Origin of the sequence: Janthinobacterium sp. PAMC25594 (genome assembly GCF_019443505.1) — a bacterium.
Classification (GTDB): domain Bacteria; phylum Pseudomonadota; class Gammaproteobacteria; order Burkholderiales; family Burkholderiaceae_D; genus Janthinobacterium.
Window position 1 is genome coordinate 4240374 of the sequence record NZ_CP080377.1, and the last position, 24501, is coordinate 4264874.

Below are 24501 nucleotides of genomic sequence, written 5' to 3' on the forward strand. Positions count from 1 at the left end.
GCCTTTTTTTATATTCTTCCGGATTCCCGTTGCGCCAGATAACGCGCTGGCGGCTTGCCCACCGCCTTGCGGAACATGGTGACAAAACCGCTGGTGTTTTCATAGCCCAGTTCCAGCGCCACCGCTTTCACGCTGCGCCCTTGCGCCAGCCGCTGCAAGGCAAGGATGACGTGCAATTGCCGGCGCCAGCGGCCCACGCTCATGCCCATTTCCGCCAGTGACTGCCGGGTCATGCTGCGCTCGCTCATGCCGATGCGGCTGGCCCACTCGGCCAGCGTGCTTGTATCGGCTGGTTGCGCCAGCAGCAGGGCCGCCAGGCGGCGCAGGCGCGCGTCGCGCGGCATCGGCAAATGCAAGTCTTCCACCGGCGCGGCCGCCAATTCATCGAGCAGGGTGGCCACCAGGCGTTCCTGTGCCCCGTGCAGCGCGGTCAGGGTGGGAAAACCGGCCGCCTTGGCGATCAGTTCGCGCAGCAAGGGCGAGACGGCCACGGTGCAGCAGACGGCGGGCAAGGCCGGCGCCATGGCCGGCTCGACAAACAGGCAATAGCACTCGGCCTCGCCCACGCCGTGCGCCGAATGCATCAGGCCGCCCGGTATCCACACGGCGCACTGGGGCGGCACGATCCACACCCCGCTTTCCACTTCGCAATGTATGACGCCCCGAGTGGCGTACAGCAGCTGCCCCTTGCGGTGCTGGTGCGGCGCATGCTCCTCGTCCTCGCGCACGCTGGCCAGGCCCACGGCCAGCAGCGGACGCAGCACGCCATCGACGTCGAAATCGATGAGGGAGGCCGAGGCGTCAAGGCCCAACTGGGTGGAGAGCATGTTGGGCAGCAATGGACGGGACATGGGCGGCTTTGGCTGGATTGAATAATATTGTGGCTATTTTATGCAATGACGTCGGGCGCCGCCATCGGTATCGTATGCTTATCCGCAGCCCCGCTTCAACGGCAACCGCCGCCGCCAGTGTTCTGATGAAGGTAAGGAGGAACGGCAACCCCCGAAGGAGTCACACCATGCTACTTGATTTATCCACTTTCCCCCTCGTCTGGATGCGCCGCGAGGCAGCGCCTGACCAGCCCGATATGCTGTTTGCCCAGTTTGACGCCTTGCTGGCGCGCCGCCAGCCATGTGTCATCCTCAGCGAGGAATGTTTTGACGAGGACGGGCATGCGCACCCGCAGGAAGAGCGCAAGCGGGCCGCGCTCTGGATGAAGCAGAACAAGGCGGTCATCCGCGCGTATATCCAGGGCATGGTGCTGGTCGAACCGAGCGCCGCCAAGCGCCTGGCCGGCAAGGCCTTCGCCGTCATGTTCGGCAAGTTCTGGGGCTATCCCCTGCATTTCGGCACCAGCCGCGACGACGCGCTCGACATCGCGCAGCATTTGATCAAGGCGTGGCTGCCGCCGCAAAATGATCTGACACAGCGTTCCTAATAGCGGTAGTCGTTGACGAAATGCTTGGTAAAGTTGTACTTGCTGCCGCCGTCGAGCAAGTCGACCAGGCGTTTCGGCGCCGAGGCCGACATGAAGGCGTCGGCGGCGCCGCCCGTGCTGCGGAACCTCATGCCGGGGCTGAGGATCTGGCTGGCGCCGATCTTCAGGTGCTGGAAGCTTTTCGTTTTCTCATTGTTGAGGATGAAGTGCAATTCCTGCTTGAAGGTCAGGAAGGGAATCTTCAGCCACCAGCCTTCGTCCGTGCCATAGCTGGCGACGCTGGAAAAATGCGTGTTCTTGTCCGTCAGCGTGGGTTTGCCCAGGCGGTCGTTGATGCGTTTCATGGCTTCATTCTTGGTCATGCTGTTCTTTCGTGATTCGATCTATGCGGCGTGCATTCTGACACAGGCGCGCCGCCGCGTGCCATCGAATGCCTCACAGTAGCAAAATCAGCGAGCCGAGCACGATCAAGCCACCGCCGAGGGCCGCTTTCACGGTGAACGGCTCGCCCAGCACCAGCCAGCCAGCCAGCATCACCAGCGCCACGCTGAGCTTGTCGACGGGCGCCACCAGCGAGACGGGGCCCAGTTGCAGCGCGCGGAAATAGCAGAGCCACGACAGTCCCGTGGCCACGCCCGAGGCGATCAGGCAAGTCCAGCCCACCCAGTTGCCGCCGCTGGGGCGCTGCCACTCCGCGCGCAGCGAGATGATGGCTGCCGTCACCAGGAGGATGACGCCCGTGCGTATCAAGGTGGCCATGTTGCTGTTCAGATGGGCCACGCCCAGCTTGCCCAGGATGGCCGTCAGGGCCGCGAATACGGCCGACAGGATGGCAAAGCCTTGCCAGGTAAAGGTGGTCGACACGGGACTCCCTGCGCGCTGAATAATTGCAGTGACTGTAGCGTAAAAGCATGGCGGCCGCTGCCAATAATTTTTATTGCAACGCAGCATCAATTCTCATCAATTGTCGCAGCCCATTAACAACACTGTGTAAAAAACATTGCTTCCCAGCATTGTAAATATCGGTAGTTCGAGCGTATGCTGGAGTCGTCTGAACGGTGCCGCCAGAGCACCGTCGCCGCCGCATTCCTGGCCTGTCGAGCTGGAAGCGGGATACGCCCCACCGCCGCACAATAGAGAGTTGGAGACATAGAATGAAGAAATTGACGTTCCAGCAGAAGTTATGGATCCCCCTGCTTTGCAGCCTGTTGTGCATTACCGTTATTTTTGTCTATAACGCCCTGGAAATTCGCAAGATCCGCATCGAAGAGCGCAGCGCCGACCTGAGCAATGCCGCCGACCTGGGCCTGGGCGCCGTCAAGATGTTCGGCGACCTGGCCGCCAGCGGCGCCCTGACGCAGGAAGAAGCGCAGAAGCAGGCCACCGCCGTCATCAAGAGCATGCGCTTTGGCGAGACCGGTTATTTGTCCATCATCAACCTCGATGCCGTCGTCGTGATGAATCCCGCCGCGCCGCAAACCAACGGCAAGAACATGGCGGATTTTAAAGATGCCAATGGCACCTATCTGTACCGCGACATCGTCGCCGTCGGCAAGAGCGATGCGGGCAAGGGCTTCGTCCACTATTACTTCCCCCGTCCCGGCCAGAAGAACGCCGAACCGAAGATGAGCCGCGTGGTGGCCTACAAGCCGTGGAGCTGGACCATCGTGGTGGGCGTGTACATGGACGATATCGACGCGGCCTTCCGCCAGTCGCTGATCACCTCGCTGGGCGTACTGCTGCTGGTGTGCGGCTTGCTGGCCGCCGTCGTCGTGGCGATCAACCGCAGCCTGCGCCATGCGCTGGGCGGCGATCCCGAATATGCGGCCGACGTGGCTGCCCAGATCGCGAATAACGACTTGAGCGGCGCCGTGCGCACGCATGCCAACGACCGCCACAGCGTGCTGTACGCGATGAAAACCATGCAGGCCAACCTGGTCGATGCGATCAGCGAAATCCGCCACAGCGCCGAAACGATCGCCACGGCATCGAGCGAGATTGCCAGCGGCAATATGGACTTGTCGGCACGCACGGAAATGCAGGCCAGTTCGCTGGAAGAAACGGCGGCCTCGATGGAGGAATTGACCTCCACCGTGACGCAAAACGCGGGCAACGCCGTGCAGGCGAATGAACTGGCACAGTCCGCTTCCGCCGTGGCGCGCCAGGGCGGCGCCGTGGTGGCGCAAGTGATCGGCACCATGGACACCATCAACGCCTCCTCGCGCAAGATCGTCGACATCATCGGCGTCATCGACGGCATCGCCTTCCAGACGAATATCCTGGCACTGAATGCGGCGGTGGAAGCGGCGCGCGCGGGCGAGCAGGGTCGCGGCTTTGCCGTGGTGGCGTCGGAAGTGCGCAACCTGGCGCAGCGCTCGGCGGGCGCGGCGAAGGAAATCAAGGAACTCATCGGCGCTTCCGTCGACAGCATCGCGGCCGGCAGCGCCCTCGTCGCCCAGGCGGGCACGACCATGGATCAGGTGGTGGCTTCCGTGTCGCGCGTGACCGACATCATGGCCGACATCACGGCCGCCTCGCACGAGCAAAGCACGGGCATCGGCCACGTCAACCAGGCGATCACGGAAATGGACAGCGTGACGCAGCAAAATGCGGCACTGGTGGAAGAGGCGGCGGCAGCGGCGGCCAGCATGCAGGACCAGGCGGCCGTGCTGGCGCAGCTGGTGTCGCGCTTCAAACTGTCGGCGCAGGAATCGGGGACGGCGCCGCGCGTGGCGGCCACTGCCACGCCACGCGCCGTGGCGAAAAAGCCGCTGCGCAGCCTGGCGGCGCGCTGAGTTACTGGGCTGGCGCCGCCGTTGGCGGCGCCGGCTTGAATTCCAGCTTGTCATCGACGACCACGAATTGCCCGAGCGGTTGGCCCAGGTCGGCTTTCGGGTCGTTTTCCATTTCCGTCAGCGCATTGCAGGTCGTCGTTTCCGCCTGCCACAACTGCTTGCCCATGCGGATATTCCACAGGCCATCACCGGCCGCAAACAGCTCCACCTTGATGTCGGCCGGCGCATCGGTCGACAGGATGTGCAGGCGCTGGCATTGCGGCAAGTTGGTCGCCATCAGCTGCACTTCCACTGTCTCTTGCCAAAAATAACGCTGCTGGCGGCGCACGGTCAGGGAATGGTCCTGGCCGTCGAACATATAGATGGCGAAGTCCTGGACACAGCCTGACAGCAGGACGGACAGCATGACGATCAGGAGTTTGCGCATGGTCGGCTTTCTTTGGTGGTTCTCGGGAATGGCGGAGTTCAATTCTTGCGGCGAGAGTGGGCGCTTGCTGGCATGGCAAGCGGGGCACGCGCCGTCTTGTTTTTCGCTTACGTGGCATTATATCCATGCACACCAGTTGCGGCGCGACAATAGTTACGCCCTCCCTATGCCAACGAGCTGAAAGACGACGATGATCGACCTGTATTACTGGACCACGCCCAACGGGCACAAAGTGACGATGTTCCTGGAAGAAGCGGGCATCCCCTACAACATCATTCCCGTGCATATCGGCAAGGGTGAGCAGTTCACGCCCGAGTTTCTTGCCATCGCGCCCAACAACCGCATCCCCGCCATCGTCGACCAGGCACCGGAAGATGGCGGCGCCCCCCTGTCGCTGTTCGAGTCGGGGGCGATTTTGCAATACCTGGCCGAAAAAAGCGGGCAATTCCTGCCGGACGACGTGCGCGGCCGCGCCGAAGTCATGCAATGGCTGTTCTGGCAAATGGGCGGGCTTGGCCCCATGGCCGGGCAAAATCACCATTTCGTGCAATATGCGCCCGAACCCATCGAGTACGCCATCACGCGTTACGTGAACGAAACGAATCGCCTGTACGGCGTGCTGAACAAGCGCCTGGCCGACCGCGCATTCGTGGCCGGCGACACGTATTCCATCGCCGACATGGCGATCTACCCATGGATCGTGCCGCACGCACGCCAGCGCCAGAAGCTGGAAGATTTCCCGCACCTGGCGCGCTGGTTCGCGGCCATCGCCGCCCGTCCCGCCACCGTGCGCGCGTATGCGCGGGCCGCCGAAATCAACGTGCAGCCCACCGTCAGCGGCGACGCGAAAAGCGTGCTGTTCGGCCAGACGGCGAAGACGTTCGGCTAAGCTTAATTCTCTTTTCAGTTGCCCCGATACGTGGAAAAGCCGAAAGGACTGAGCAGCAGCGGGATGTGATAGTGCTGCTCGGTCTTTTCCACGTGAAATTGCACGGGGATTTCCGGGAAGAATGTTTCCTGTTTCAGCCGCGCATAGTGTTCTCCCGTCTTGAACACGATGCGGTAGTCGCCCGCCTGCATGGCTTGATTTTCCGGATACATGGCCGCGATGCGCCCCTGCGCATTCGTCACGCCACTGCTTAATTGTTTCCAGTCATTGTCCTTCTTTTGCTCCAGGGTCACCGTCACGCCCGCCGTCGGCTGGCCGCTCTGCAAGTCGAGGATGTGCACGCTCAAGGGATTGGCGGCCAGCGCCATGGCAGACAGGCTGGCGAAGGCCAGAGCGGCAGCGGTTTTTTTCAAATAGCTCATCGTCGTTGCTTTCACAGGGTGGGGGAATCGAGTTCAGGGATGGCAGCCAGGGCGGCCAGGGCACAGGCGCGGTCTTGCAGGGCGCCACCGCCGCCGGCCACGCCGATGGCGCCGACGACTTCGCCCCTGGCGCGCAAGGGCAGGCCGCCGCCCAGCAGCAACAGTTCCGGCAGTGTCGTCAAATTGGCCATGTCGGGATTGCCGCGCGCGGCCACGGCCAGCGCCTGGGTATCATTTTTCGTCGACAGGGCCGTGTAGGCCTTGCGCCGGCTGGCCTGCGTGTTGTGCGGCCCGACGCCATCGGCGCGCTGCACGGCCACGACATTGCCGCCACGGTCCAGCACGCTGACGACGATGTGCCGGCCTTGCGCCTGGCACGCGGCGATGGCCGCATTCGCCAGCGTGTTGGCCATTGCCAGAGAAAGGTCATCGACCTGGCGCAACTGGGCGTGGGCGGGGCTGGCCAGCAGGCACAGCAGGGTACTGCCGAAAAGTAGGGTTTTCATGTGGCGGTCCGTTGATAAGGTGGCGCCAGTATGGCCAGTGATACCCTACGAGAAGATGATCGCCGCATGACATTTTTATCATCCGCAGTACCCTGCGCGCGGCGTAAAATGGTTTTATATTCTCCTTAGAAAGCGGCCATGCGCATCCTGGTAATCGAAGACGAGCCGAAGACGGGCGACTATTTGCTGCGTGGTCTGGCCGAGTCCGGCTTTACGGTGAGCCTGGCACGCAATGGCCGCGACGGCTTGCACATGGCAAGTACGGAGTCACCCGATCTCATCGTGCTCGACGTGATGCTGCCCATCATGGATGGCTGGCAAGTCTTGCGCGCGCTGCGGCTGCAAGAGGGCGGTGCGGATGTGCCCGTGATTTTTCTCACGGCGCGCGACGAGGTGCAGGACCGCGTGAAAGGGTTGGAACTGGGCGCCGACGATTACCTGGTGAAACCGTTCGCCTTTGCCGAACTGGTGGCGCGCATCCGCACCCTGCTGCGCCGCGGGCCACCGCGTGAAGATGACGTCATCCGCATCGGCGACATGGAAATCGATGTGATGAAACGCAAGGTCAGCCGGCAAGGCCAGCGCATCACCCTGACGGCCAAGGAATTCGGCTTGCTGCATTTGTTGGCGCGGCGCCAGGGCGAGGTCTTGTCGCGCTCCATCATCGCCTCGCAAGTGTGGGACATCAATTTCGAGAGCGACACCAACGTGATCGACGCGGCCATCCGCCGCCTGCGCAGCAAGCTCGACGACCCGTTCGAACCCAAGCTGATCCACACTCTGCGGGGCATGGGCTATGTCTGCGAATTGCGCGCGCCATCCGCTCCAGACAGCGGCGCGGCCGCATGAAGCTGGCGAAACTGCGGCGCTCGCTGACCCTGCGCGTCACGCTCGTCTTCGTATTGATCGTGGCGCTCGTGTCGGCCGGCCTGGGCATGCATCTGTACCGTTCATTCGTCGCGGAAATCGAGCGCCGCGACGATATTTTATTGCTGGGCAAACTGCGACAGATCCAGCAATTACTCGGCAATGCGGGCACGCTCGATATCATCCGCGAGCGGCCCCAGTATTTCCGCGACACCATGAGCGGACAGGAGAACTCCCTGGTGCGCATCGTGCGCGCCGATGGCACGCGTTTGATCGATGTCAATCCGCATGGCGAGACGGTGGCGCATCCTGTTCCCGTGGCCGTCGATGCGCCCGTCACTGCCAACGACATCGCCAGCTGGACTAGCCGCGACGGCTATCCGGCCCGGGTCGTGGCGGCCAGCGCGCGCATCGGCGATCCGGCGCAGATGGCCGACATTTCCGTCGCCCGCGTCTACGGCGACCGCACGGCCATGTTTGCCGCCTACCGCTGGCAGATTGTCGTCTCCGTGGCCGTCAGCGCGCTGGTGGCGGCCTTGCTTGCCAGCGTGATGCTGCTGCGGGGACTGCGGCCGCTGCGCAATATCGCCGCCCATGCGGCTTTGGTGCGGCCCGGCAAACTGGGCCAGCAACTGGAGGCGCGTGATGCGCCCACGGAATTGCTGCCCCTGATCCAGGCCTTGAACGCCATGCTGGCGCGGCTGCAGGAAGGGTATGCGCGGCTGTCGCAGTTTTCCGCCGACCTCGCGCATGAATTTCGCACGCCCGTCACGAATCTGCTGGGACAAAGCCAGGTCATGCTGGCCCGCCCGCGCAGCGCGCACGAGTATGAACAGCTGGTGTCGTCGAACGTGGAAGAGCTGGAACGGCTGTCGCGCATGATCGACAGCATGCTGTTTCTGGCGCGCGCGCAGCAGGACGAGATGATCCTGATCAAGCAAGCCTTGCCCGTGCAGGACGAATTCTTGCGCCTGGCCGATTTCTTTGAAGGCCTGGCCGAAGAGCGGGGGCTGGCGCTGGCGTGTCATGGCAGCGGTACTGTGACGGCCGAGCCGCAACTGCTGCGCCGCGCGCTGGGCAATTTGCTGTCGAACGCGATCCGCCACGCGGCGCCCGGCAGCACGATTTTATTGCGTTCGCACGCGACGAACGAGGGCGTGGAACTAAGCGTGAGCAACCTCGGCCCCGCCATCCCCGCGCGCCACTTGCCCCACCTGTTCGAGCGTTTTTATCGCGCCGACCCGGCCCGCAGCGACTCGGCCGCCTCCACAGGATTAGGGCTGGCCATCGTCACGGCCATCATGCAATTGCATGGCGGCAGCGCGAGCGTGGCGTCCGACGCGGCCGCCACGACGTTTACCCTGGTTTTTCCGGCGTAATTGACTGGGGTGGTGTCGGATTACGCTACGCTAATCCGACCTACGCCGCATTCCGGCGCAGGGTAGGTCGGATTAGCGAGGCGAAGCCACGCGTAATCCGACAAGAGCCGTCAATAATATTGTCGGATTACGTGGTTCCGCATGGTCTCGGGGCCGTCAGCCCATCTCCACCAAAAACTCATGCATGCCCGTATGCGGCAATTGCGCGCAGGCCGGTGCAAAGTGCGGCAACTGTCCCCACAGCAAGGGGTTGCCGACGATGTACACATAATGTTGTGCGCGCGTCAGGGCCACGTTGAGCAAATTCGGCGTGGCCGCCGCCCATTGCGCGGCGCCGGCCGTGCTGTCGTCGGCGCCGAGGACCAGCATCACCACGCTTTGTTCCTTGCCCTGGAAGGTGTGCACGGTGCCCACCATCTGGCTGCTCCACTGGCGCAATTCGCGCGCCGTCGGTGCCTTGCCGTAGCCGAGGCGGCGGTCCCAGTCCATGTCGACGATGCGCGAGCGCAATTCGTTGCGCACGGCCTTGAACGGCGTAATCACATACATGTCGGGCAGCTTGCCATCGCGGCGATACAGTTTCAGCAGCACTTCCAGCACGAAATCGAGCTGCACGGGCACCACCTGCTTGTAACTGACGGGGCCGACGGCGTCGATCCAGCGGCTGGGTCCCCGCGTCAGGCCGCGCGCGCCGGCCGGCGGCGTGCGGTCGGTTAGCCCGTAGACCATCTTGTCTTCGTAGGCGATGCTGTTGGCCAGCGAAAACATCGGTTCCACGCAGCGGCGGTGGACGCGCAGGGGGCTGCCGATCCACAGCGGCTGGGCGCTGCCGGCACCGACGACGGCGCCATAGCGGTTGGCCTTGTCGGCCAGGGTCTGCACGGAAACGGAAGTCGGCGCATAGCTGCCATCCTGCGTGTGCGGCGACAGCGCGGACAGGGCTTGCACGAGGCGGCCCGGCACCGTGAACACGGGTTCGATCTGCAGCGGATCGCCCACGACGACAGCACGTTTGGCGCGCCACAGGCTGCCCAGCGCCGCTTGCGGCACGGCCTGGCCCGCTTCATCGATGAACAGCCAGCCCAGCGATTCGGGGCCCATGCCCTGGAACTGGCGCGCGAACGAGGCGAACGTGGTCGACACGACAGGCACCACCATGAACAGGCTGTGCCAGACCATGGCGATGTGCGACTGGTCATACGCGCGCTTGTTTTTCAGCAATTTCGACACGGCCAGCAAGTTGCCGCCAAAGCCGGGGCCGCCTTTCTTCGCCACTTCCGCCAGCCACGCTTCATGCAGGGCCAGGGCCTTGGCGAACAGGCGCGAGCGCAGGCGTGCCAGCGCCGGTTCATGCCACAGGCCGCCAATTTGCAGCGCGTCACCGTCCAGCTCGTCCAGGGTGGCCGGGGCGATGATGGTGGGGAAGCGCATGCGCGCGCGGCGCAGCAGTTCCGTGCTGTCATCCCATTCGCGCTGGCGCGATTGCGCCGTGCGCAGGGCGATGTGCAGGCTGTTGCGGGCGCGCTCGCAGCGTGGCTCCAGCTCGCCCTTCAGCAGCAGTTTGATGGCGGATACGTCGCGCGCGGCCTGGCGCTGTGCCTCGGCGTTGGCGATGACGGCCTCCTTGTAGGCGCGCGCCGGGGCCGTGCGGAACAGGCGGGCGAAAAAGCCGGGCTGCGTCAGCGCCACCAGGCGTTCCTCTTCCAGCAATTCCTTCTTGCTGGCGAGCAGGGTGTCCTGCTGCGCCAGCGCGCCGGACAGGGCGCCATTCGCCGTATCCATTTCTTGCTCGGCTGCAATCAACGCCTGCTGGCTGGCCTGGATAAAATCTGCTTCCGTGCACGTGCCCACGGCTTGCCACAGGGCAGCGTACTGGGCGTGTTCGGCCAGCGCTTTTTCCACCACGTGTTCCGTCTCGCGAAATTCGCGCGCGGCCTGGGCGAAGCTGACGCCCTGGTAGCTGGCCAGCCACTGGCGGATATTTTGTGCGTTCGGCGTCTTGCGCGCCGTGGTTTTGTCCCAGTCGTCGTCATAGAAATTGCTGATGAAGCGGCGGCGGTTGGCGCTATTGCCCAGCGCGCAGGACATCAAGCCCCATGGCGCCTCTTGTTCGGCCAGGGCGCGGTTGGCACCATTGCCGTCGGCCACGACCCGGCGCGCCACGCTTTCAAAGTAACGCGTGCGCGCCCATTCCTTGCCCAGCTGTTTCGGTTTCGGGAGGTCGCCGGAAATGTTTTCCACCGCCGCATTGTTCGACGAGGCGACGACCATTTCAAAGCCCGTCAGTTCGGGCCGCAAGCGGGCAATGGTGATCGGGTCGCGCACGCCTTCGAAGGCCACGGCCACCTTGCCGATGAAGGCATCGCCGGCGCGGTCCAGGCAGGACAGCACGGCCGCGCGGCGCACGATGTTGTCGGCGAACAATTCGCGCAACAAGGTCGTCTTGCCCGTGCCCGGCGGGCCGTTGACGGAAAAGATGCCGCGCTCGCTCAAGCCCGTGCGCGCGCCGTGGATGGCGAACTGCTGCATCAGGCTCATGGCGTAGCTGGCGTCTTCCAGCCAGTGCCCGCGGTTCATATTGCCCGGATTGAGCATGGCGGCCAGCGCCTGGCGTCCGGCCGGGCTGTACAGGTCGATGCGCTCATCCTGCGCCAGCGGCGTCAGGTAGGCGGCGACCGTGGCCGGCAGCTTGCCGCCGCGCACGGCGCGGATGATCTGTTCCAGGTCATCGAGGTAAAAACTGTTGAGGATATCGATCGACGGTTCCACCGCGTCGTCGAAGTTCAGGCTGCGGTTCTGGCTGGCCTCAGCCAGGTTGCCTTCCGCCACGGCGGCGCGTTTCTTGCGCGTGCGCAATTCCAGCACGGCCAGCGGCTGGCCGGCGGCCGGGTGGAAACCGGCCCAGTCGCGCAGCAGGTCGGCCAGCGCCGCGATTTCCATGCCCGACAGGGGCGATGACACATTGCCTGCCTCGTCCGTCACTTGTTGCGGGGCGCGGCTTGCCGCGAAATTGCGCAAGTTGTCCTGCAGCACCAGCTGGCTGTCGCTGAAGGCGTCCAGGCTCAGGCCCGACCAGTCCGGCGTGCGCGCGCGGCCCAGCGCCCACGGTAACGTCGACACGGAGACGGGGTCGAACTGCGGCTCGCCCAGCGCATTGAGATTCAGGCGGGCAAAGCACGAGCGTCCCAGCAGCTCTGTTTTTTCTGTTTCGGCGATGTTTTCCGGGCCGTTGGCCGGCGGACAAGCCTTGTTGATTTCCGCCTTGTCGAACACGCCGAGGAACAGCGAAAAGCCGTCGATCTCGCGGTCGGACGGCACTTGCCATTGCGTGGCGAACTGCAGCGGCAATTGCGCCAGCTGTTCGCGCTGCAGGAGACGCACGGTGGACTGGTCTTCAACGTCCGTGATTTGATTCAGGTCAAACGGGATAAAGAATTCGATCTTGTGCCAATACTCCAGGATAGCCAGGAGGCGCTGCTGTTCTGCCTGATTCATGATGACCAATATTTTGTAAAGCGAGCGAGGATTGTAAAGGGTATGCGCGGCGCGTGTTTTGCACTTTCGCCTATTGCGCGGGCTTTGCGGCAAAAAAAGTGGCGATTGCGGACGAAAAAAAGCCAGGCAGCAACTTCCTGCCTGGCCTTCCCCCGTCGTGATGTTGCTGGGTGTTAAAACTCTTGTATTAAAACTCGTAGATTAAAACTCTTCCCATTCGCTTTCTGCGCCAGCATTGCTGCGGCGTGCCGGCGCGGCCGCGACGGCCTTGCGCGCGGGTGCGGGCTTGGCGGCGGGGCGTGCGATGGCGGGCGCTGCCGGCGTGGTGCGCACAGGCGTCAGCCTGGCTGCGCTGGCGACATGGTTGCCGGTTTTAAAGAAGCCCACCACGTGCGCCAGCTCGCCTGCCTGCTCCTGCATGCTTTGCGAGGCGGCCGCCGCTTCTTCCACCAAGGCCGCGTTTTGCTGCGTCACTTCATCCATCTGGGCAATGGCCATGTTGATCTGCTCGATGCCGATGGTTTGCTCGTGCGTGGCGGAGGTAATCTCTCCCATGATGTCGGTCACGCGCACGATGCTGTCGACGATGTCGCCCATGGTCTGGCCCGCTTCATTGACGAGGCGCGAACCCGTGTCCACGTTGGCGACGGAGGCGGCGATGAGTTCCTTGATTTCTTTTGCTGCGCCAGCCGATCTTTGGGCAAGATTACGCACCTCGGTGGCGACGACGGCGAAGCCGCGTCCCTGCTCGCCCGCGCGCGCCGCTTCCACGGCCGCGTTCAAGGCAAGAATGTTGGTCTGGAAGGCGATGCCGTCGATGACGCCGATGATGTCGACGATTTTCTTCGACGACGCGTTAATGGTGCCCATGGTGTCGACCACTTGCGAGACGATGCTGCCGCCGCGCACGGCCACTTCCGATGCGCTTTTCGCCAGCTGGTTCGCCTGGCGCGCGTTGTCCGCGTTCTGTTTCACGGTGGAAGTCAGTTCTTCCATGGCCGACGCCGTTTCTTCCAGCGAACTGGCTTGCTCTTCCGTGCGGGAAGACAGGTCGAGGTTGCCGGCGGCAATTTCGCTCGATGCCGTGGAAATCGCCTCCGTGCCATGGCGCACCTGCGCCACCACGCCCAATAAACTGTCGTTCATGGCTTTCAGGGCACCCAGCAGGCGTCCCGTTTCATCGCTGGAATTGACGACGATGTGCGACGACAAGTCGCCGGAGGCCACGGTTTCGGCCACGCTGACGGCCGCATTGATGGGCTGGGTGATCGAGCGCGTGATGATCCAGGCAACAAAAGCGCCCAGCAGCACGGCCACGCTGCCCAGGATGATCATGTAGGCGCGCGCGCTGGCGCTCAGCGTTTCGGTATCCGTTGCCGCCTGCGCCGCCTGTTCGCCTTCATACGCGACCAGGCTGTCGAGCGCGCCCAGCACGATCTTCAGGCTCGGTGCCGCCTGCTGCGTCAAAAAGGCGATCGCCTCTTCCGTCTGGCCCGCATTGCGCAGCTCGATGACCTTGTTGTTCAGCGGCGCGCCCGATTTCAGGGCCGCGTCCAGCTCGGCCATCAGCGCCGTTTCCTTGTCCGTCGAGATCTTCTTTTGCAAGGTTTCCTTGGCGGCGCCGTATTTCTTGCGCGCTTCGCCGATCTTTGCCAGTTCCGCCTGCACCAGCGCTTCCGTCGGCGCCACTACAATGCTCGTGATCGCCAGGGTAATGTTGCGCACGTTGTCGCTCATGGTGTTGGCGGCCGCCATCTTGACGTTCTTGTCGGCCACGATGTCGTGGGTGCGCGCGCTCAGTTGACCCATGGAATACAGGCCGACGAGCAAGACGGCCACCAGCAGGCCGAGGACGACAGCAAACCCGATTCCGAGACGGGTGCCGATTTTGAATTGTGTGAGTGACATGATTGCTTTCGTGGTGCGGAAGTGAGGGAAAACGTCGACAAGCCAAGGCTACGGGTTTATACGTAGGGGCGACCAGCCTGTAATTGTTCCTCAAAATTTCGCACCGCAATACAAAAACTTGTATCAAGTCCTCAGAAATCTGAAAATTGGTAGCAAATTGAATAAGTTGTCGTGTGGAAACAACGAGCGCAAGCGCAGGAAACATCAGCGCTGGGGAAATACGTGGGCAGTGAGGAAGTCGATGAAGGCGCGCAGTTTCGGCGTCAGGTGGCGGCTGCTGGGCCACAGGATGCGGAAGGCGCCGTCGTGCCGGCGGTGCGCATCCAGCACCGGCTGCAAGCGGCCCGCGTGCAGCGCCGCGCGCACGGCAAAGTCGGGCAGGGCGGCGATGCCCAGGCCGCTTTCGGCAAAGTGCAGCAGGGTCTCGACATTGTTGCAGTTCAGTAGCGCCGGCAAGCCCGCCGCATGCAGGGCGGGCCACTCGGGCAGCGGCCACGCTTCGACCTTGCCGCTGCTGGGAAATTTGTACAGCAAACAAGTGTGCTGCGCCAGGTCGGCGGGCAGCGCGGGCGTGCCGTGCCGCGCCAGGTAGGCGGGCGCGGCCACCAGCTGCAGCTGGAACTGGCCCAGCTGGCGGCTCATCAGGCGGCTGTCGGCACTTTCTCCCGCGCGCACGACGGCGTCGTAGCCTTCCTCGATCACGTCGACCCGGCGGTCGCTGAAATCGAGGTCCAGTTCCACCTGCGGATAGGCGCGCGCAAAGGCCGCCAGCACGGGATTGAGCAAGCTGCCGACCTGCGGCAGGCTGACGCGCAAGCGGCCTTGCGGTGCGCTCTTGCTGTTCGATAACTCCAGCTCGGCCGCTTCGATCTCGCCCAGGATGCGCCGGCAGCGTTCGAGAAACACGGTGCCTTCGCTGGTCAGCGCGATGCTGCGCGTGCTGCGGTGAAACAGGCGCACGCCGAGGCGCTCTTCCAGCCGCGCGATGCTCTTGCCCACGGCCGAGGCGGAAATGCCCAGCACGCGGCCCGCCGCGACAAAACTGCGCAGCTCCGCCGCCTGCACGAAGGCAGTGAATCCCGCCAGGTTATCCATATTTTCCCTTTTGATTGCGGATGCCAACGTCCGCACAGACAGAAACTATAGCCTGTTTTTCTTTGCTCGCGCCTGCCTTACCTTGGCAGCTCGATCATTTGAAAGGCTACGCCATGATGTACAACTTCTCTCCTGCGGCCTTGTCCGCCCGCATCGACCCCTTGCTCGATGCCGTGCTGCAGCAGCAACGCCTGGTGGGCGCCGTGGTGCTGGTGCGCCAGCGTGGCCAGGAAATCTATCGGCGCGCCGCCGGCCACCTGGACCGCGAGGCAGGCACGCCCATGCGCGAGGATGCCGTCTTCCGCCTGGCGTCCGTCAGCAAACCCATCGTCTCGACGGCCGCGCTGGCGCTGGTGGGGCAGGGGAGCTTGGGCCTGGACGACCCGGTGGCGCGCTGGCTGCCATATTTTGCGCCGCGCCAGCCGGACGGCACGGTGGCGGCGATGACCGTGCGCCACTTGCTCACGCACACGGCGGGACTCGACTACGGCTTTTTCCAGCCGCCGGGCGGCGCGTATGCGCAGGCGGGGGTGTCGGACGGCATGGATGCGTCCCATATTTCTCTGGAAGACAACCTGCGCCGCCTGGCCACGGTGCCGCTCGCGACTGCGCCGGGCGCGCGCTGGGCGTATTCGATCGCCACCGACGTGCTGGGCGCCGTGATCGAAGCGGTGACTGATCTGCCGCTGGCGCACGCCGTGGCACAGCTGGTGACGGGGCCGCTGGCCATGCGCGACACGGGTTTTATCAGCACGGACGCGGCGCGCCTGGCTGTGGCGTATGCGGACCGCACAGCGGGAGAATTGCAGCCGCGCCGTTTGCTGGACGAGGGCGAAGACCATCTGCCGTTTCTTGAAGGCATGGCCGGCTTTACCTTGTCGCCGGCAAGGGCGCTCGACGCGCAGGCGTACCCGTCCGGCGGCGCCGGCATGCTCGGCTCGGCCCCCGACTTCATGCGTCTGCTGGAAACCTTGCGACTGGGCGGCGCGCCGCTGCTGCCGCCAGCGCTGGCGCGCCAGATGGGAGAAAGCCAGACGAACGGCTTCGACTTGCCATTCTGGCCCGGCCGTGGCTTCGGCCTGGGTTTTACGGTGTTGACGGACCCGCTTGCGGCCGCCACGCCGGAATCGGCGGGCACGTGGCGCATGGGCGGCACGTATGGTCACTCGTGGTTTGTCGACCCGGCGCAGGAATTGTCCGTGGTGGCGTTCACGAATACGGCATTGGAGGGCATGGCGGGGCCGTTCGTCACGCAACTGTGCCAGGCCGTGTATGGCGCCAAGGAAATGCCATGACGCGCCCGCACCCCATCGTCTTTCTCGCGCTGGGCCTGTTCGGCGTGTATTGCATCGAGTTTGGCGTGGTCGGCATCTTGCCGATGATTATGCAGCGCTATGCCGTGACGGCCGCGCAGGCGGGCTCATTGGTGAGCCTGTTCGCGCTGGTGATCGCCGTGGGCGGCCCTTTCCTCGTGCTGCTGGCCACGCGCTGGCGCCGCAAGCGCGTGTTGATCGTCTCCCTGCTGGTGTTCGCGCTGGCCAGCGTGGCCTCGGCGTATGCACCGCGCTTCGGGTTGCTGCTGGCGCTGCGCGTGGTGCCAGCCCTGTTCCACCCCGTATATTTTTCGCTGGCCATGGTGGCGGCCGCCGCCCTGTATCCGCCGCGGCAGGCGGCGCGGGCGGGCGCGCATGCGTTCACGGGCACCAGCATGGGCATGGTGCTGGGCATCCCGCTGACGACGTGGATCGCCGCGCAAGTTGGCTATGAGGCATCGTTTTTGGCTTGCGCCCTCGTCAACGTGCTGGCGGCGCTGGGGCTATACCTGTTCTTGCCCGACACGCCGCGCGAGGCGCCGCTGGCGTATGGCCGTCAGCTGGCCGTGCTGCGCAAACCCGCCCTGTGGTTCACCATTGCCGCCGCCGTGCTGGTGTTTGCCGCCATGTTTGCCGTGTATGCGTATGCGGCCGCGTATCTGCAGCAGGTGGCGGGCTTGTCGGCGCGCCAGACGGGGCTGGCGCTGGTGGTGTTTGGCGTGGGTGGCGTGGCGGGCAATCTGTTCGCGGGGCGCCAGCTGGGCACGCACGTGCTGCGCACGGTGCTGTTGCAGCCTGTGCTGTTGGGGCTGGCGTACTGGCTGCTGTACCGGCATGTGGGCAGCGACATCGGCTGGCTGGCCCTGGCCGTGTTGCTGCTGTTCTGGGGCGCCGCGCATACGAGCGGACTGATCGTCACGCAAGTGTGGCTCAGCAGCGAAGCGCGCGAGGCGCCCGCGTTCGCCATCGGCGTGTATATCGCCGCCATCAACCTGGGCGTGACGCTGGGCGCGCTGGCCGGTGGCATGGCCATCGAGTCTTATGGCATGCCGGGGGCGCTGGCCTGCGGCGCGCTGCTGGGGGCGCTGGCGCTGGCAGCGATTGCCGTGAAAGCGTGGCTGTACCGCCCGCCGTCAGTCCTCGATATGGTTGGGGATGCGAAACAGTAAATCCGTGTCGCCGATGTCCACGCCCGCCTGCGACAGCAGGGTGCTGGCCTGGCCCCGGTGATGCGTCTGGTGATTGAAAAAATGCATGAGCAGGCTGAAGAACTCGCGCCGGTTCGGCCCCTTGCTGTTGCGGTAGTCGAGCAAATGGTCGAGGTCTTCTTCGCGGATGGAGGCGGCCCAGTCGATGATGACCTGGTCCAGCCACAGCCGGTGCGAGTGCATGGCGGAAAAATCGTCGGCCGCGAACAGCGGGTGTGTCAGCGAGGTGGGCGGCGTGATGGCGCGGATGGGGTCGAGCAGCGGGAAACCGGCCGGATGTTTCGCGTAACGCTGCAGCCACAGCGTATCGCCCACCATCACGTGGTTCAGGGTGGCCAGCAGGGAGCCGAAAAAGGCGCCCCGCTCGCGCTGCAGCTCGCCGGGCGGCAGGCTGGCCGCCGCCGCGTAGACCTTGGCATTCATCCACTGGTTGTAATCGGCCATCAGGCAAATGTGGGCGCAACGGCTCATGGACAAACCTCCGTAAATGAATGAAAGGCTATTTTATACAGACTTCAAAAACGCGCGTATGCCGGCCAGCAGCATTTCAATCGCCATCGCCGTCAGGATCAGGCCCATCAGGCGCTCGAACGCCGTCATGACCCTTGGACCGAGCGCCCGCTGCAAGCGTTCGGCGCACAGGAAGACGGCCAGCCAGACGACGGCCACGGCCGTCAAGCCCGCCACGTGGGCGATCACTTCATTGACTTCGTGCGAGGAAAACAGCAGCACGGTCGCCAATGCCGACGGGCCGGCCAGCGCGGGGATGGCCAGCGGCACGATGAACGGTTCGCCGGCCATCTCGTGATCGCTATTGCCCGCATTGGGTTGTGGAAACACCATGCGCATGGCAATCAGGAACAGGATTACGCCGCCGCCTATGCGCAGCGCCACTTCCGATAATTGCAAGGCGTTCAGGAAATGGCGGCCGAAGAACATGAACAGCAGCAAGATGCCGAAGGCGATCATGCACTCGCGCACCACGACTTTCCAACGCCGCTCGATGGGTACCCGTTTCAGGGCATTGACGAACAGGGAAACGTTGCCGAACGGGTCGGTGACGAGCAAGAGCAGGATAAAAGTCTGGAAGAAATTCTGTGTCATGGTGGTGTGATGGAGGTCAACACCGCTGCCAGGATGGGCGCGGTGCGATAAGGCTTGCGATGATAACAAGAGCGGCGGCTATCGCCCATGATTATTGATGCATAGCAGCATTTTTTTTACGCGGCGATGACTTTTGCCTGGTAAAACGCGGTCGGCGTGGTGCCGAAATGTTTCTTGAACATGGCCGTAAACGCACTCTGGCTGGTGTAGCCATTCTCCATGGCCACGTCGATGACCTTGCTGCCGCGCGCCAATTGTTCCAGCGCCCGCAGCAAACGGGCCTGCTGGCGCCACTGGCCAAAGCGCATGCCCGTCTGTTTCTGGAACAAACGGTGCAGGCTGCGCTCGGTGATCGCCAGTTCCTGCGCCCAGTGCGCCACCGTCACTTGCTCTCCCGGTTGTGCCATCAGCCGCGCGCAAATGCCGCGCAGGCGCGCATCGACGGGCAGCGGCAGATGCAGGGGCAGCACGGGCAGGCTGCCCAGTTCGTGCAACAGCAATTGCAGCAGATGCCAGTCGCGGCTGCCTTCCGTGAAATCGGGTGCGATGTCGACGGCCGCCACGATCAGTTGCCGCAGCAGGGGGCTGATGTCGAGCACGCAGCTGTGGCCAGGCAACAATGGAGAATTGGCGCAGTTGACGAACACCGTGCGCATTTTCACTGCGCCGCTCATGCGCACCTGGTGCGCGATGCCGGGCTGCAGCCACACGCCGCGCGTGGGCGGTACCACCCAGCGCCCGCCCTGCGCTTCGATGGTCATCACGCCTTCGATGGCGTACAGCAATTGCGCATGCGTGTGGCGGTGCACTGAAATCACGTGGCCATGCGCATAGTCGACGGCCAGCGCCATGGCGCGCGCTGTGACGGGCAGCAATTCCTGAAAGGCGGCGGAGGTGCAATCCATAAAAGAGGGTCAGTTTTGCGATAGGTATGGACATCTTAGCGCGAGAAAGCGCGGCGCGCCTGCGGCATGATGGTTCCCCCGCAATTATTTATGGAGCTACGCATGCCTGTGCGCGCCTATCTGTATCCGTTTCTGGCCATGCTGCTGTGGGCTGGCAATGTCGTCGTGTCCAAGCTGGCCGCGTCCAGCATCGCCCCCACGGCCATCACCTTTTACCGCCTGGTGCTGGTCTTGCTGGTGATGACGCTGTTTATCGTCCGTCCGCTGTGGCGCAACCGTGCCGCCATCCGGCGCCAGTGGTGGCAGCTGGCGCTGTGCGGCGTGATGTCGATGGCGCTGTTCCAGAGCCTGTCTTACCGCGCCGCCGAATCGACGACGGCGACGAACATGGCCATCGTCACGGCGCTGGCGCCGCTGATGACGGCCCTGCTCAGCGTGCTGCTGCTGGGCGAGCGCCTGACGGTCGGCATGGCGGCCGGCGGCGTGCTGTCGTTTGGCGGCTTGCTGTACCTGGTGGGGCGCGGCGACGTGCTGGCCTTGCTGCAGCAGGGCGTGCATGCGGGCGACGCGCTGATGCTGCTGGCCTGCCTGATCTTCGCTTTGTACGGCGTGCTGCTGCGCCGCTGGCGTTTAACGATTCCCGCCTGGCAAGCCATTTATTGCCAGGCGCTGGCGGCCCTGGCCTGCATGCTGCCGCTGTTCCTGCTGCTGCCGCCCGGCAGCGCCAGGCTGGACGCCACCACCTTGCCCCTGATCGGCTATGCGGGCATCGGCTCATCCATCGTCCTGTCCTATTTGTGGATCGAAGGCGTGAAACTGCTGGGGCCGAACCGTTGCAGCATCTACGTCAACCTGCTGCCCCTGCTGACGGCCTTGCTGGCCATCGTCTGGCTGCATGAAAGCATGCATATATATCACCTGGTCGGCGGCGGTATTTCGCTGCTGGGCGTGCTGCTGGCGCAGACGGTGCAGCGGCCCCTGTTTGGCCGCTACCGTCCTGAGGTGTCCGGGATTGCCTGAATGGCCATGCATAATGGCGGTTTTCGGCAGTGGAGTTGACATGCGGCAAACATTTTGGATGAGCACGATGGCCGTGGCGCTGGCCTGGGGCGCCGTGGCGCCGGCCCAGGCCGCGCCGCGTTTTTATGAGGGTGCGCCCATGGCCACCGCCAGCGCCGTCGAGCGCCGCGACGGCGGCGTGGTGCTGGCTTTCCTGCGGGAAAATGGCGAAGTCAACGGTTACTACTGCCAGTGCAATGGGGATAGCGAAAAGCGCATGAACCTGGACAAGTACGGCAAGGCCAGCATCGCGGCCGTGTTCCAGCTTGACCTCGATAGCGAAGGTGAAACCACGTTCGTGCTCAGCCGCAGTGTGAATGTCTATGGCTTGCATGCCTACCGCTACGAACGCAGCGGCGGCAAGATGTTCAAGGTGGCGACCTTGCAGCCGGCGCTGGACGCCATCGTGCGCGGTGCGGAAACCATGGATGAAGCGCAGGTGCGCGCGGCGCTGGCCCGTTTGCAACTGATCGACTACAGCATCGCTTACGCGCCTTCGGGCGTGGCCGAGTTCGACGCCATCGAGCATGCGCACGGTACCCTGGTCGGCTATTTCAATATCGACGGCGATTTATTGCCAGGCAAGCCGGCCGACGCGCCTGCGTTTGCCTATAAAAAGACGTACCAGGAAAAGGATGGCCATGCTCTGACCGTCACGTATCTGCTGGGCAAGGGGTGGGAAGGGGGCCGCGCGCCCAGCTACCACGTCAAGTGGATCACCTGGGAAACGCAACCGCAGCGCTTTGCCGCCAGCCAGGATGGCTTGTTTATCGAATATGACGTCAACTGCTGCGTGGGCAGCGTGTTTGCCCGCGGCCTGTATGCGCAGGGCAAGCGCACCGGCGTATGGCACTTCGAGGAGCCGGACACCATCCGCTCGTCTGGCGCCTTTGTCGACGACAAGGCCGAGGGGCCATGGACGTATGCAAGTGGCGACGAAACGACCACGGGCCAGATGCAGCGTGGCCAGCGCACGGGCCGTTGGGAAGTGAGCCCGGGCGTGGCCGAATGGCGCGCAGCGGACATGCACAGTTTCACCGGTTACGACCATTTTGTGAAAGACCGTTTGAACGGTCCCAGCGAGCGCCGCATCGATGGTGTGGTGCAATGGCAGGGCAACTATGTGAATGGCAAGAAGCAGGGTCTATGGGTCGAACCTGGCGGTGGCGGCAACTACGTCGATGACATCAAGCAGGGGCCATGGAAGAAGGCGACGCCCGATGGCGGCCGGCAAGTGCTGACCATGCTCGATGGCAAACCGGAAGGCAAGCTGGAACAATATGCGGCCGATGGCCAGCTGCAGCTGGTCGAACATTACCGCCTCGGCGTGCTTGAGGGGCCGATGGAAAGTTTTTATCCGGATGGCAAGCGGCGTTACCAGGGCAGCTTTGCCGACGGCAAGCGCGATGGCGCGGAAACCCTGTTTTATCCCGATGGCGAAGTGCCGCAATTTCACCGCAACTGGCACAAGGGCGTGCTGCATGGCGTCAACATCGAAAATTTCCAGAACGGAAAACCGAAGCAGATTGGCAGTTATCACATGGGCAAGAAAACGGGGCGGTTTCAGTATTTCCGCGACGACGGCCAACTGATCGAAGAAACCGTCTATTAACATAATTGGCATTCCGGTGCGACCGCGCACGTCAGCGGAATGCCAGTTCTGCGCAAAAAACATCATCCGCTTGTTACAAAGTGTGAAAATTCCAGACGGATATTGCTACTGGTAATCTTTCCCTGTATCTTGCAATCAGGAAATTAAAAGTACAGGAAACCTCAACCCTGTTGCCCTGTATTTCACTCCTGACGATGATGAGCGGGCCGCCTTCCCCCCAGCCGCCAGTCACGCTCCATCGACCAAATTTTGTCCTGAACAATTAAGAACTGCCTCGCCCATCTGGCGCTTGCCGTTATCCGTCCGGCATGCACAGGCACGGTCGCGCCCTTACCAAGGAAAACTGCATGCTGTCCAATTTAACAATAAAAATGCGTCTGATCGCCACCATGAGTGTGCTGGGCGTGTTGATCGCCTTGCTGGGTGTGATGAGCATCATCAGCCTGAAATCGGCCAACAACAGCCTCAACGAGGTCTACAGCAATCAGCTGGCATCGACGCAAGCGATCGGCGAATCGCAAATTGCCCTGGGCCGTGCGCGTTTCACGATGGACCGCGTGATGGTGCACCCGGATGCGTCCGATGCCAAGGATACCCTGGCGCGCTCGGAACAATTCCTGGAAGCGTCCAACAAGGCCTGGAAGGTGTACCTGGGCTTGCCGCAAAGCGCGGAAGAAAAGCGCCTGTCCGACGACATGGACAAGAAACGCAGCGACTATATCAATAATGGCGTGCTGGTCATGAGCAAGGCTTTGCGTGAAGGCAACATCGCGCAAGCCGACGGCTTGATGATGAAAGGGTTGACGCCCCTGTACCGCACCCTGGACCAGGCCGCCGAAACTTTGACGCAATACCAGGTCAGCTCGGCCGCCAGCATGTATGTGGAGAGCCAGTCCAGCTATCACACGCAAGTGACCATGGCCATCATCGGCATGATAGTGGGCGCCTTGCTGACGATTATTTCCAGCTTCTTGCTGCTGCGCGCCATCTTCGGCCCGCTGGACCAGGCCCTGCGTCATTTCGGCGCCATTTCGGACGGCAACCTGGCCAACGACATCGTCATCAAGCGCAACGACGAAATGGGCGCCCTGCTGGGCGGCCTGCAGAAAATGCAGGAACGCCTGTCGAACACCGTGCGTGGCGTGCGCGACGGCAGCGGTGCCATCGCCACGGCCAGCAACGAAATCGCCTCGGGCAACCTGGACCTGTCCAGCCGCACGGAACAGCAGGCGTCCAGTCTGGAAGAAACGGCCTCGTCGCTGGAAGAGCTGACCTCGACCGTCAAGCAGAATTCCGACAATGCGCGCCAGGCGAACCAGCTGGCCGTCTCCGCCTCGGACGTGGCGGTGAAAGGTGGCGCGCTGGTGGCGCAAGTGGTCGATACCATGGGCACCATCAGCGAATCGTCGAAAAAGATCGCCGACATCATCGGCGTGATCGATGGCATCGCTTTCCAGACGAATATTTTGGCCCTGAACGCGGCCGTGGAAGCGGCGCGTGCCGGTGAGCAAGGCCGTGGTTTTGCCGTCGTCGCCACGGAAGTGCGCAACCTGGCGCACCGCTCGGCTTCCGCCGCCAAGGATATCAAGGTGCTCATCGAAGCGTCGGTGCAGAACGTGGGTGCCGGCAGCGCGCTGGTCAGCCAGACGGGCACGACGATGGACGAAATCGTCTCCAGCATCCGCCGCGTGACGGACATCATGGGCGAAATCAGCGCCGCCGGCCGCGAGCAGGAACTGGGCATCGGCCAGATCAATCAAGCCGTGGCGGAAATGGATACCGTGACGCAACAAAATGCGGCACTGGTGGAAGAAGCGGCAGCCGCTTCGGAATCGATGCAGGAGCAGGCGGCGGCGCTGGCCGAAATGGTCAGCATCTTCAAGCTCGACGCCGCCCATAGCGGCCCGGCGGCGGCCAAGCCCGCCTTGCGCAAACCTGTCGTGGCCGCCGCCAGCACGGCCTTGAAACGCCCGGCGTTGCGCCTGACGCCAAGCCGCAGCGCCTCGGCAGCCGCTCCGGCCCAGCCACGTACTGCCAAGCCCGCCGCCGACAGCAGCGGCGAATGGGAAGAGTTTTAAT

At 63.4% G+C, this 24501-nt stretch carries 22 protein-coding genes; 10 read left to right on the forward strand and 12 right to left on the reverse strand.

The features are described from left to right. Positions 1 to 8: 8 nt before the first annotated feature. Entirely contained in the window at positions 9 to 827 is an 819-nt protein-coding gene (locus KY494_RS19005) for a helix-turn-helix transcriptional regulator (RefSeq protein ID WP_219891652.1), read from the reverse strand. Positions 828 to 1018: 191 nt separating this feature from the next. Here KY494_RS19005 and KY494_RS19010 point away from each other — a divergent pair, with 191 nt between their 5' ends. Beyond that, the gene (locus KY494_RS19010) at positions 1019 to 1438 is read left to right on the forward strand and encodes a hypothetical protein (protein ID WP_219887849.1); all 420 of its coding nucleotides are present in this window, start codon (positions 1019 to 1021) and stop codon (positions 1436 to 1438) included. Here the strand turns inward: KY494_RS19010 and KY494_RS19015 are convergent. Together KY494_RS19015 and KY494_RS19020 are read right to left on the reverse strand one after the other, a co-directional pair. Further along, positions 1435 to 1800: a hypothetical protein gene (locus KY494_RS19015; protein WP_219887850.1), complete on the reverse strand. Its 366-nt coding sequence runs from the start codon at positions 1798 to 1800 to the stop codon at positions 1435 to 1437. The two genes, KY494_RS19010 and KY494_RS19015, sit on opposite strands and share 4 nt — an antisense overlap. A gap of 73 nt (positions 1801 to 1873) precedes the next feature. Further along, complete coding sequence (locus KY494_RS19020) at positions 1874 to 2302, reverse strand: EamA family transporter (protein WP_219118720.1); 429 nt, start codon at positions 2300 to 2302, stop codon at positions 1874 to 1876. Positions 2303 to 2592: 290 nt separating this feature from the next. Here KY494_RS19020 and KY494_RS19025 point away from each other — a divergent pair, with 290 nt between their 5' ends. Next, complete coding sequence (locus KY494_RS19025) at positions 2593 to 4233, forward strand: methyl-accepting chemotaxis protein (protein ID WP_219887851.1); 1641 nt, start codon at positions 2593 to 2595, stop codon at positions 4231 to 4233. 1 nt (position 4234) lies between these two features. Here KY494_RS19025 and KY494_RS19030 read toward each other — a convergent pair whose 3' ends face one another. Continuing rightward, positions 4235 to 4660, reverse strand: a complete 426-nt coding sequence (locus KY494_RS19030; RefSeq protein ID WP_219887852.1) for a hypothetical protein — start codon at positions 4658 to 4660, stop codon at positions 4235 to 4237. A gap of 190 nt (positions 4661 to 4850) precedes the next feature. On the opposite strand from KY494_RS19030, the gene KY494_RS19035 reads away from it, so the two are divergent. Continuing rightward, the gene (locus KY494_RS19035) at positions 4851 to 5549 is read left to right on the forward strand and encodes a glutathione binding-like protein (RefSeq protein ID WP_219887853.1); all 699 of its coding nucleotides are present in this window, start codon (positions 4851 to 4853) and stop codon (positions 5547 to 5549) included. Positions 5550 to 5563: 14 nt separating this feature from the next. Here KY494_RS19035 and uraH read toward each other — a convergent pair whose 3' ends face one another. Further along, complete coding sequence (gene uraH / locus KY494_RS19040) at positions 5564 to 5971, reverse strand: hydroxyisourate hydrolase (RefSeq protein WP_219887854.1); 408 nt, start codon at positions 5969 to 5971, stop codon at positions 5564 to 5566. 11 nt (positions 5972 to 5982) lie between these two features. Further along, positions 5983 to 6477, reverse strand: coding sequence for a heme-binding protein (locus KY494_RS19045; RefSeq protein WP_219887855.1), 495 nt, complete (start codon positions 6475 to 6477; stop codon positions 5983 to 5985). 138 nt (positions 6478 to 6615) lie between these two features. Here KY494_RS19045 and KY494_RS19050 point away from each other — a divergent pair, with 138 nt between their 5' ends. Both KY494_RS19050 and KY494_RS19055 read left to right on the forward strand, forming a co-directional pair. After that, the gene (locus KY494_RS19050) at positions 6616 to 7326 is read left to right on the forward strand and encodes a heavy metal response regulator transcription factor (RefSeq protein WP_219135805.1); all 711 of its coding nucleotides are present in this window, start codon (positions 6616 to 6618) and stop codon (positions 7324 to 7326) included. Beyond that, positions 7323 to 8723 carry a heavy metal sensor histidine kinase gene (locus tag KY494_RS19055; RefSeq protein WP_219887856.1) on the forward strand — a complete coding sequence of 467 codons (1401 nt, stop codon included), beginning with the start codon at positions 7323 to 7325 and terminating at the stop codon, positions 8721 to 8723. The genes KY494_RS19050 and KY494_RS19055 overlap by 4 nt, the downstream gene beginning before the upstream one ends. A 156-nt stretch (positions 8724 to 8879) precedes the next feature. Here the strand turns inward: KY494_RS19055 and KY494_RS19060 are convergent, their stop codons facing one another. The 3 genes from KY494_RS19060 to KY494_RS19070 form a co-directional block, all read right to left on the reverse strand. Further along, positions 8880 to 12218, reverse strand: a complete 3339-nt coding sequence (locus KY494_RS19060) for a DEAD/DEAH box helicase (protein ID WP_258194328.1) — start codon at positions 12216 to 12218, stop codon at positions 8880 to 8882. A 201-nt stretch (positions 12219 to 12419) separates the two neighbouring features. Then, entirely contained in the window at positions 12420 to 14126 is a 1707-nt protein-coding gene (locus KY494_RS19065; RefSeq protein ID WP_219887858.1) for a methyl-accepting chemotaxis protein, read from the reverse strand. A gap of 204 nt (positions 14127 to 14330) precedes the next feature. Continuing rightward, a complete protein-coding gene (locus tag KY494_RS19070) occupies positions 14331 to 15221 on the reverse strand; it encodes a LysR family transcriptional regulator (RefSeq protein ID WP_219887859.1) in 891 nt (296 codons plus the stop codon). A gap of 113 nt (positions 15222 to 15334) precedes the next feature. Between KY494_RS19070 and KY494_RS19075 the strand changes: the two genes are divergently transcribed. Next, a complete protein-coding gene (locus KY494_RS19075; protein ID WP_219887860.1) occupies positions 15335 to 16516 on the forward strand; it encodes a serine hydrolase in 1182 nt (393 codons plus the stop codon). Next, the gene (locus tag KY494_RS19080) at positions 16513 to 17703 is read left to right on the forward strand and encodes an MFS transporter (protein ID WP_219887861.1); all 1191 of its coding nucleotides are present in this window, start codon (positions 16513 to 16515) and stop codon (positions 17701 to 17703) included. Before KY494_RS19075 ends, KY494_RS19080 begins: the two co-directional genes overlap by 4 nt. Here KY494_RS19080 and KY494_RS19085 read toward each other — a convergent pair. From KY494_RS19085 to KY494_RS19095, 3 genes are all read right to left on the reverse strand, one after another. Then, positions 17668 to 18213 (reverse strand): DinB family protein, encoded by a 546-nt coding sequence (locus tag KY494_RS19085; protein ID WP_219887862.1) that lies wholly within the window; start codon positions 18211 to 18213, stop codon positions 17668 to 17670. The two genes, KY494_RS19080 and KY494_RS19085, sit on opposite strands and share 36 nt — an antisense overlap. 33 nt (positions 18214 to 18246) lie before the next feature. Beyond that, positions 18247 to 18846: a MarC family protein gene (locus KY494_RS19090; protein ID WP_099764369.1), complete on the reverse strand. Its 600-nt coding sequence runs from the start codon at positions 18844 to 18846 to the stop codon at positions 18247 to 18249. A 116-nt stretch (positions 18847 to 18962) separates the two neighbouring features. Next, positions 18963 to 19751 carry a helix-turn-helix transcriptional regulator gene (locus KY494_RS19095; RefSeq protein ID WP_219887863.1) on the reverse strand — a complete coding sequence of 263 codons (789 nt, stop codon included), beginning with the start codon at positions 19749 to 19751 and terminating at the stop codon, positions 18963 to 18965. A gap of 102 nt (positions 19752 to 19853) precedes the next feature. Here KY494_RS19095 and KY494_RS19100 point away from each other — a divergent pair, with 102 nt between their 5' ends. The 3 genes from KY494_RS19100 to KY494_RS19110 all read left to right on the forward strand — a co-directional run bounded on the left by KY494_RS19100 (position 19854) and on the right by KY494_RS19110 (position 24500). Continuing rightward, positions 19854 to 20771: a DMT family transporter gene (locus KY494_RS19100; protein WP_219887864.1), complete on the forward strand. Its 918-nt coding sequence runs from the start codon at positions 19854 to 19856 to the stop codon at positions 20769 to 20771. Positions 20772 to 20811: 40 nt separating this feature from the next. Beyond that, positions 20812 to 22422 (forward strand): toxin-antitoxin system YwqK family antitoxin, encoded by a 1611-nt coding sequence (locus KY494_RS19105; RefSeq protein ID WP_219887865.1) that lies wholly within the window; start codon positions 20812 to 20814, stop codon positions 22420 to 22422. A 347-nt stretch (positions 22423 to 22769) separates the two neighbouring features. Then, the gene (locus tag KY494_RS19110) at positions 22770 to 24500 is read left to right on the forward strand and encodes a methyl-accepting chemotaxis protein (protein WP_219887866.1); all 1731 of its coding nucleotides are present in this window, start codon (positions 22770 to 22772) and stop codon (positions 24498 to 24500) included. Position 24501 lies beyond the last annotated feature (1 nt).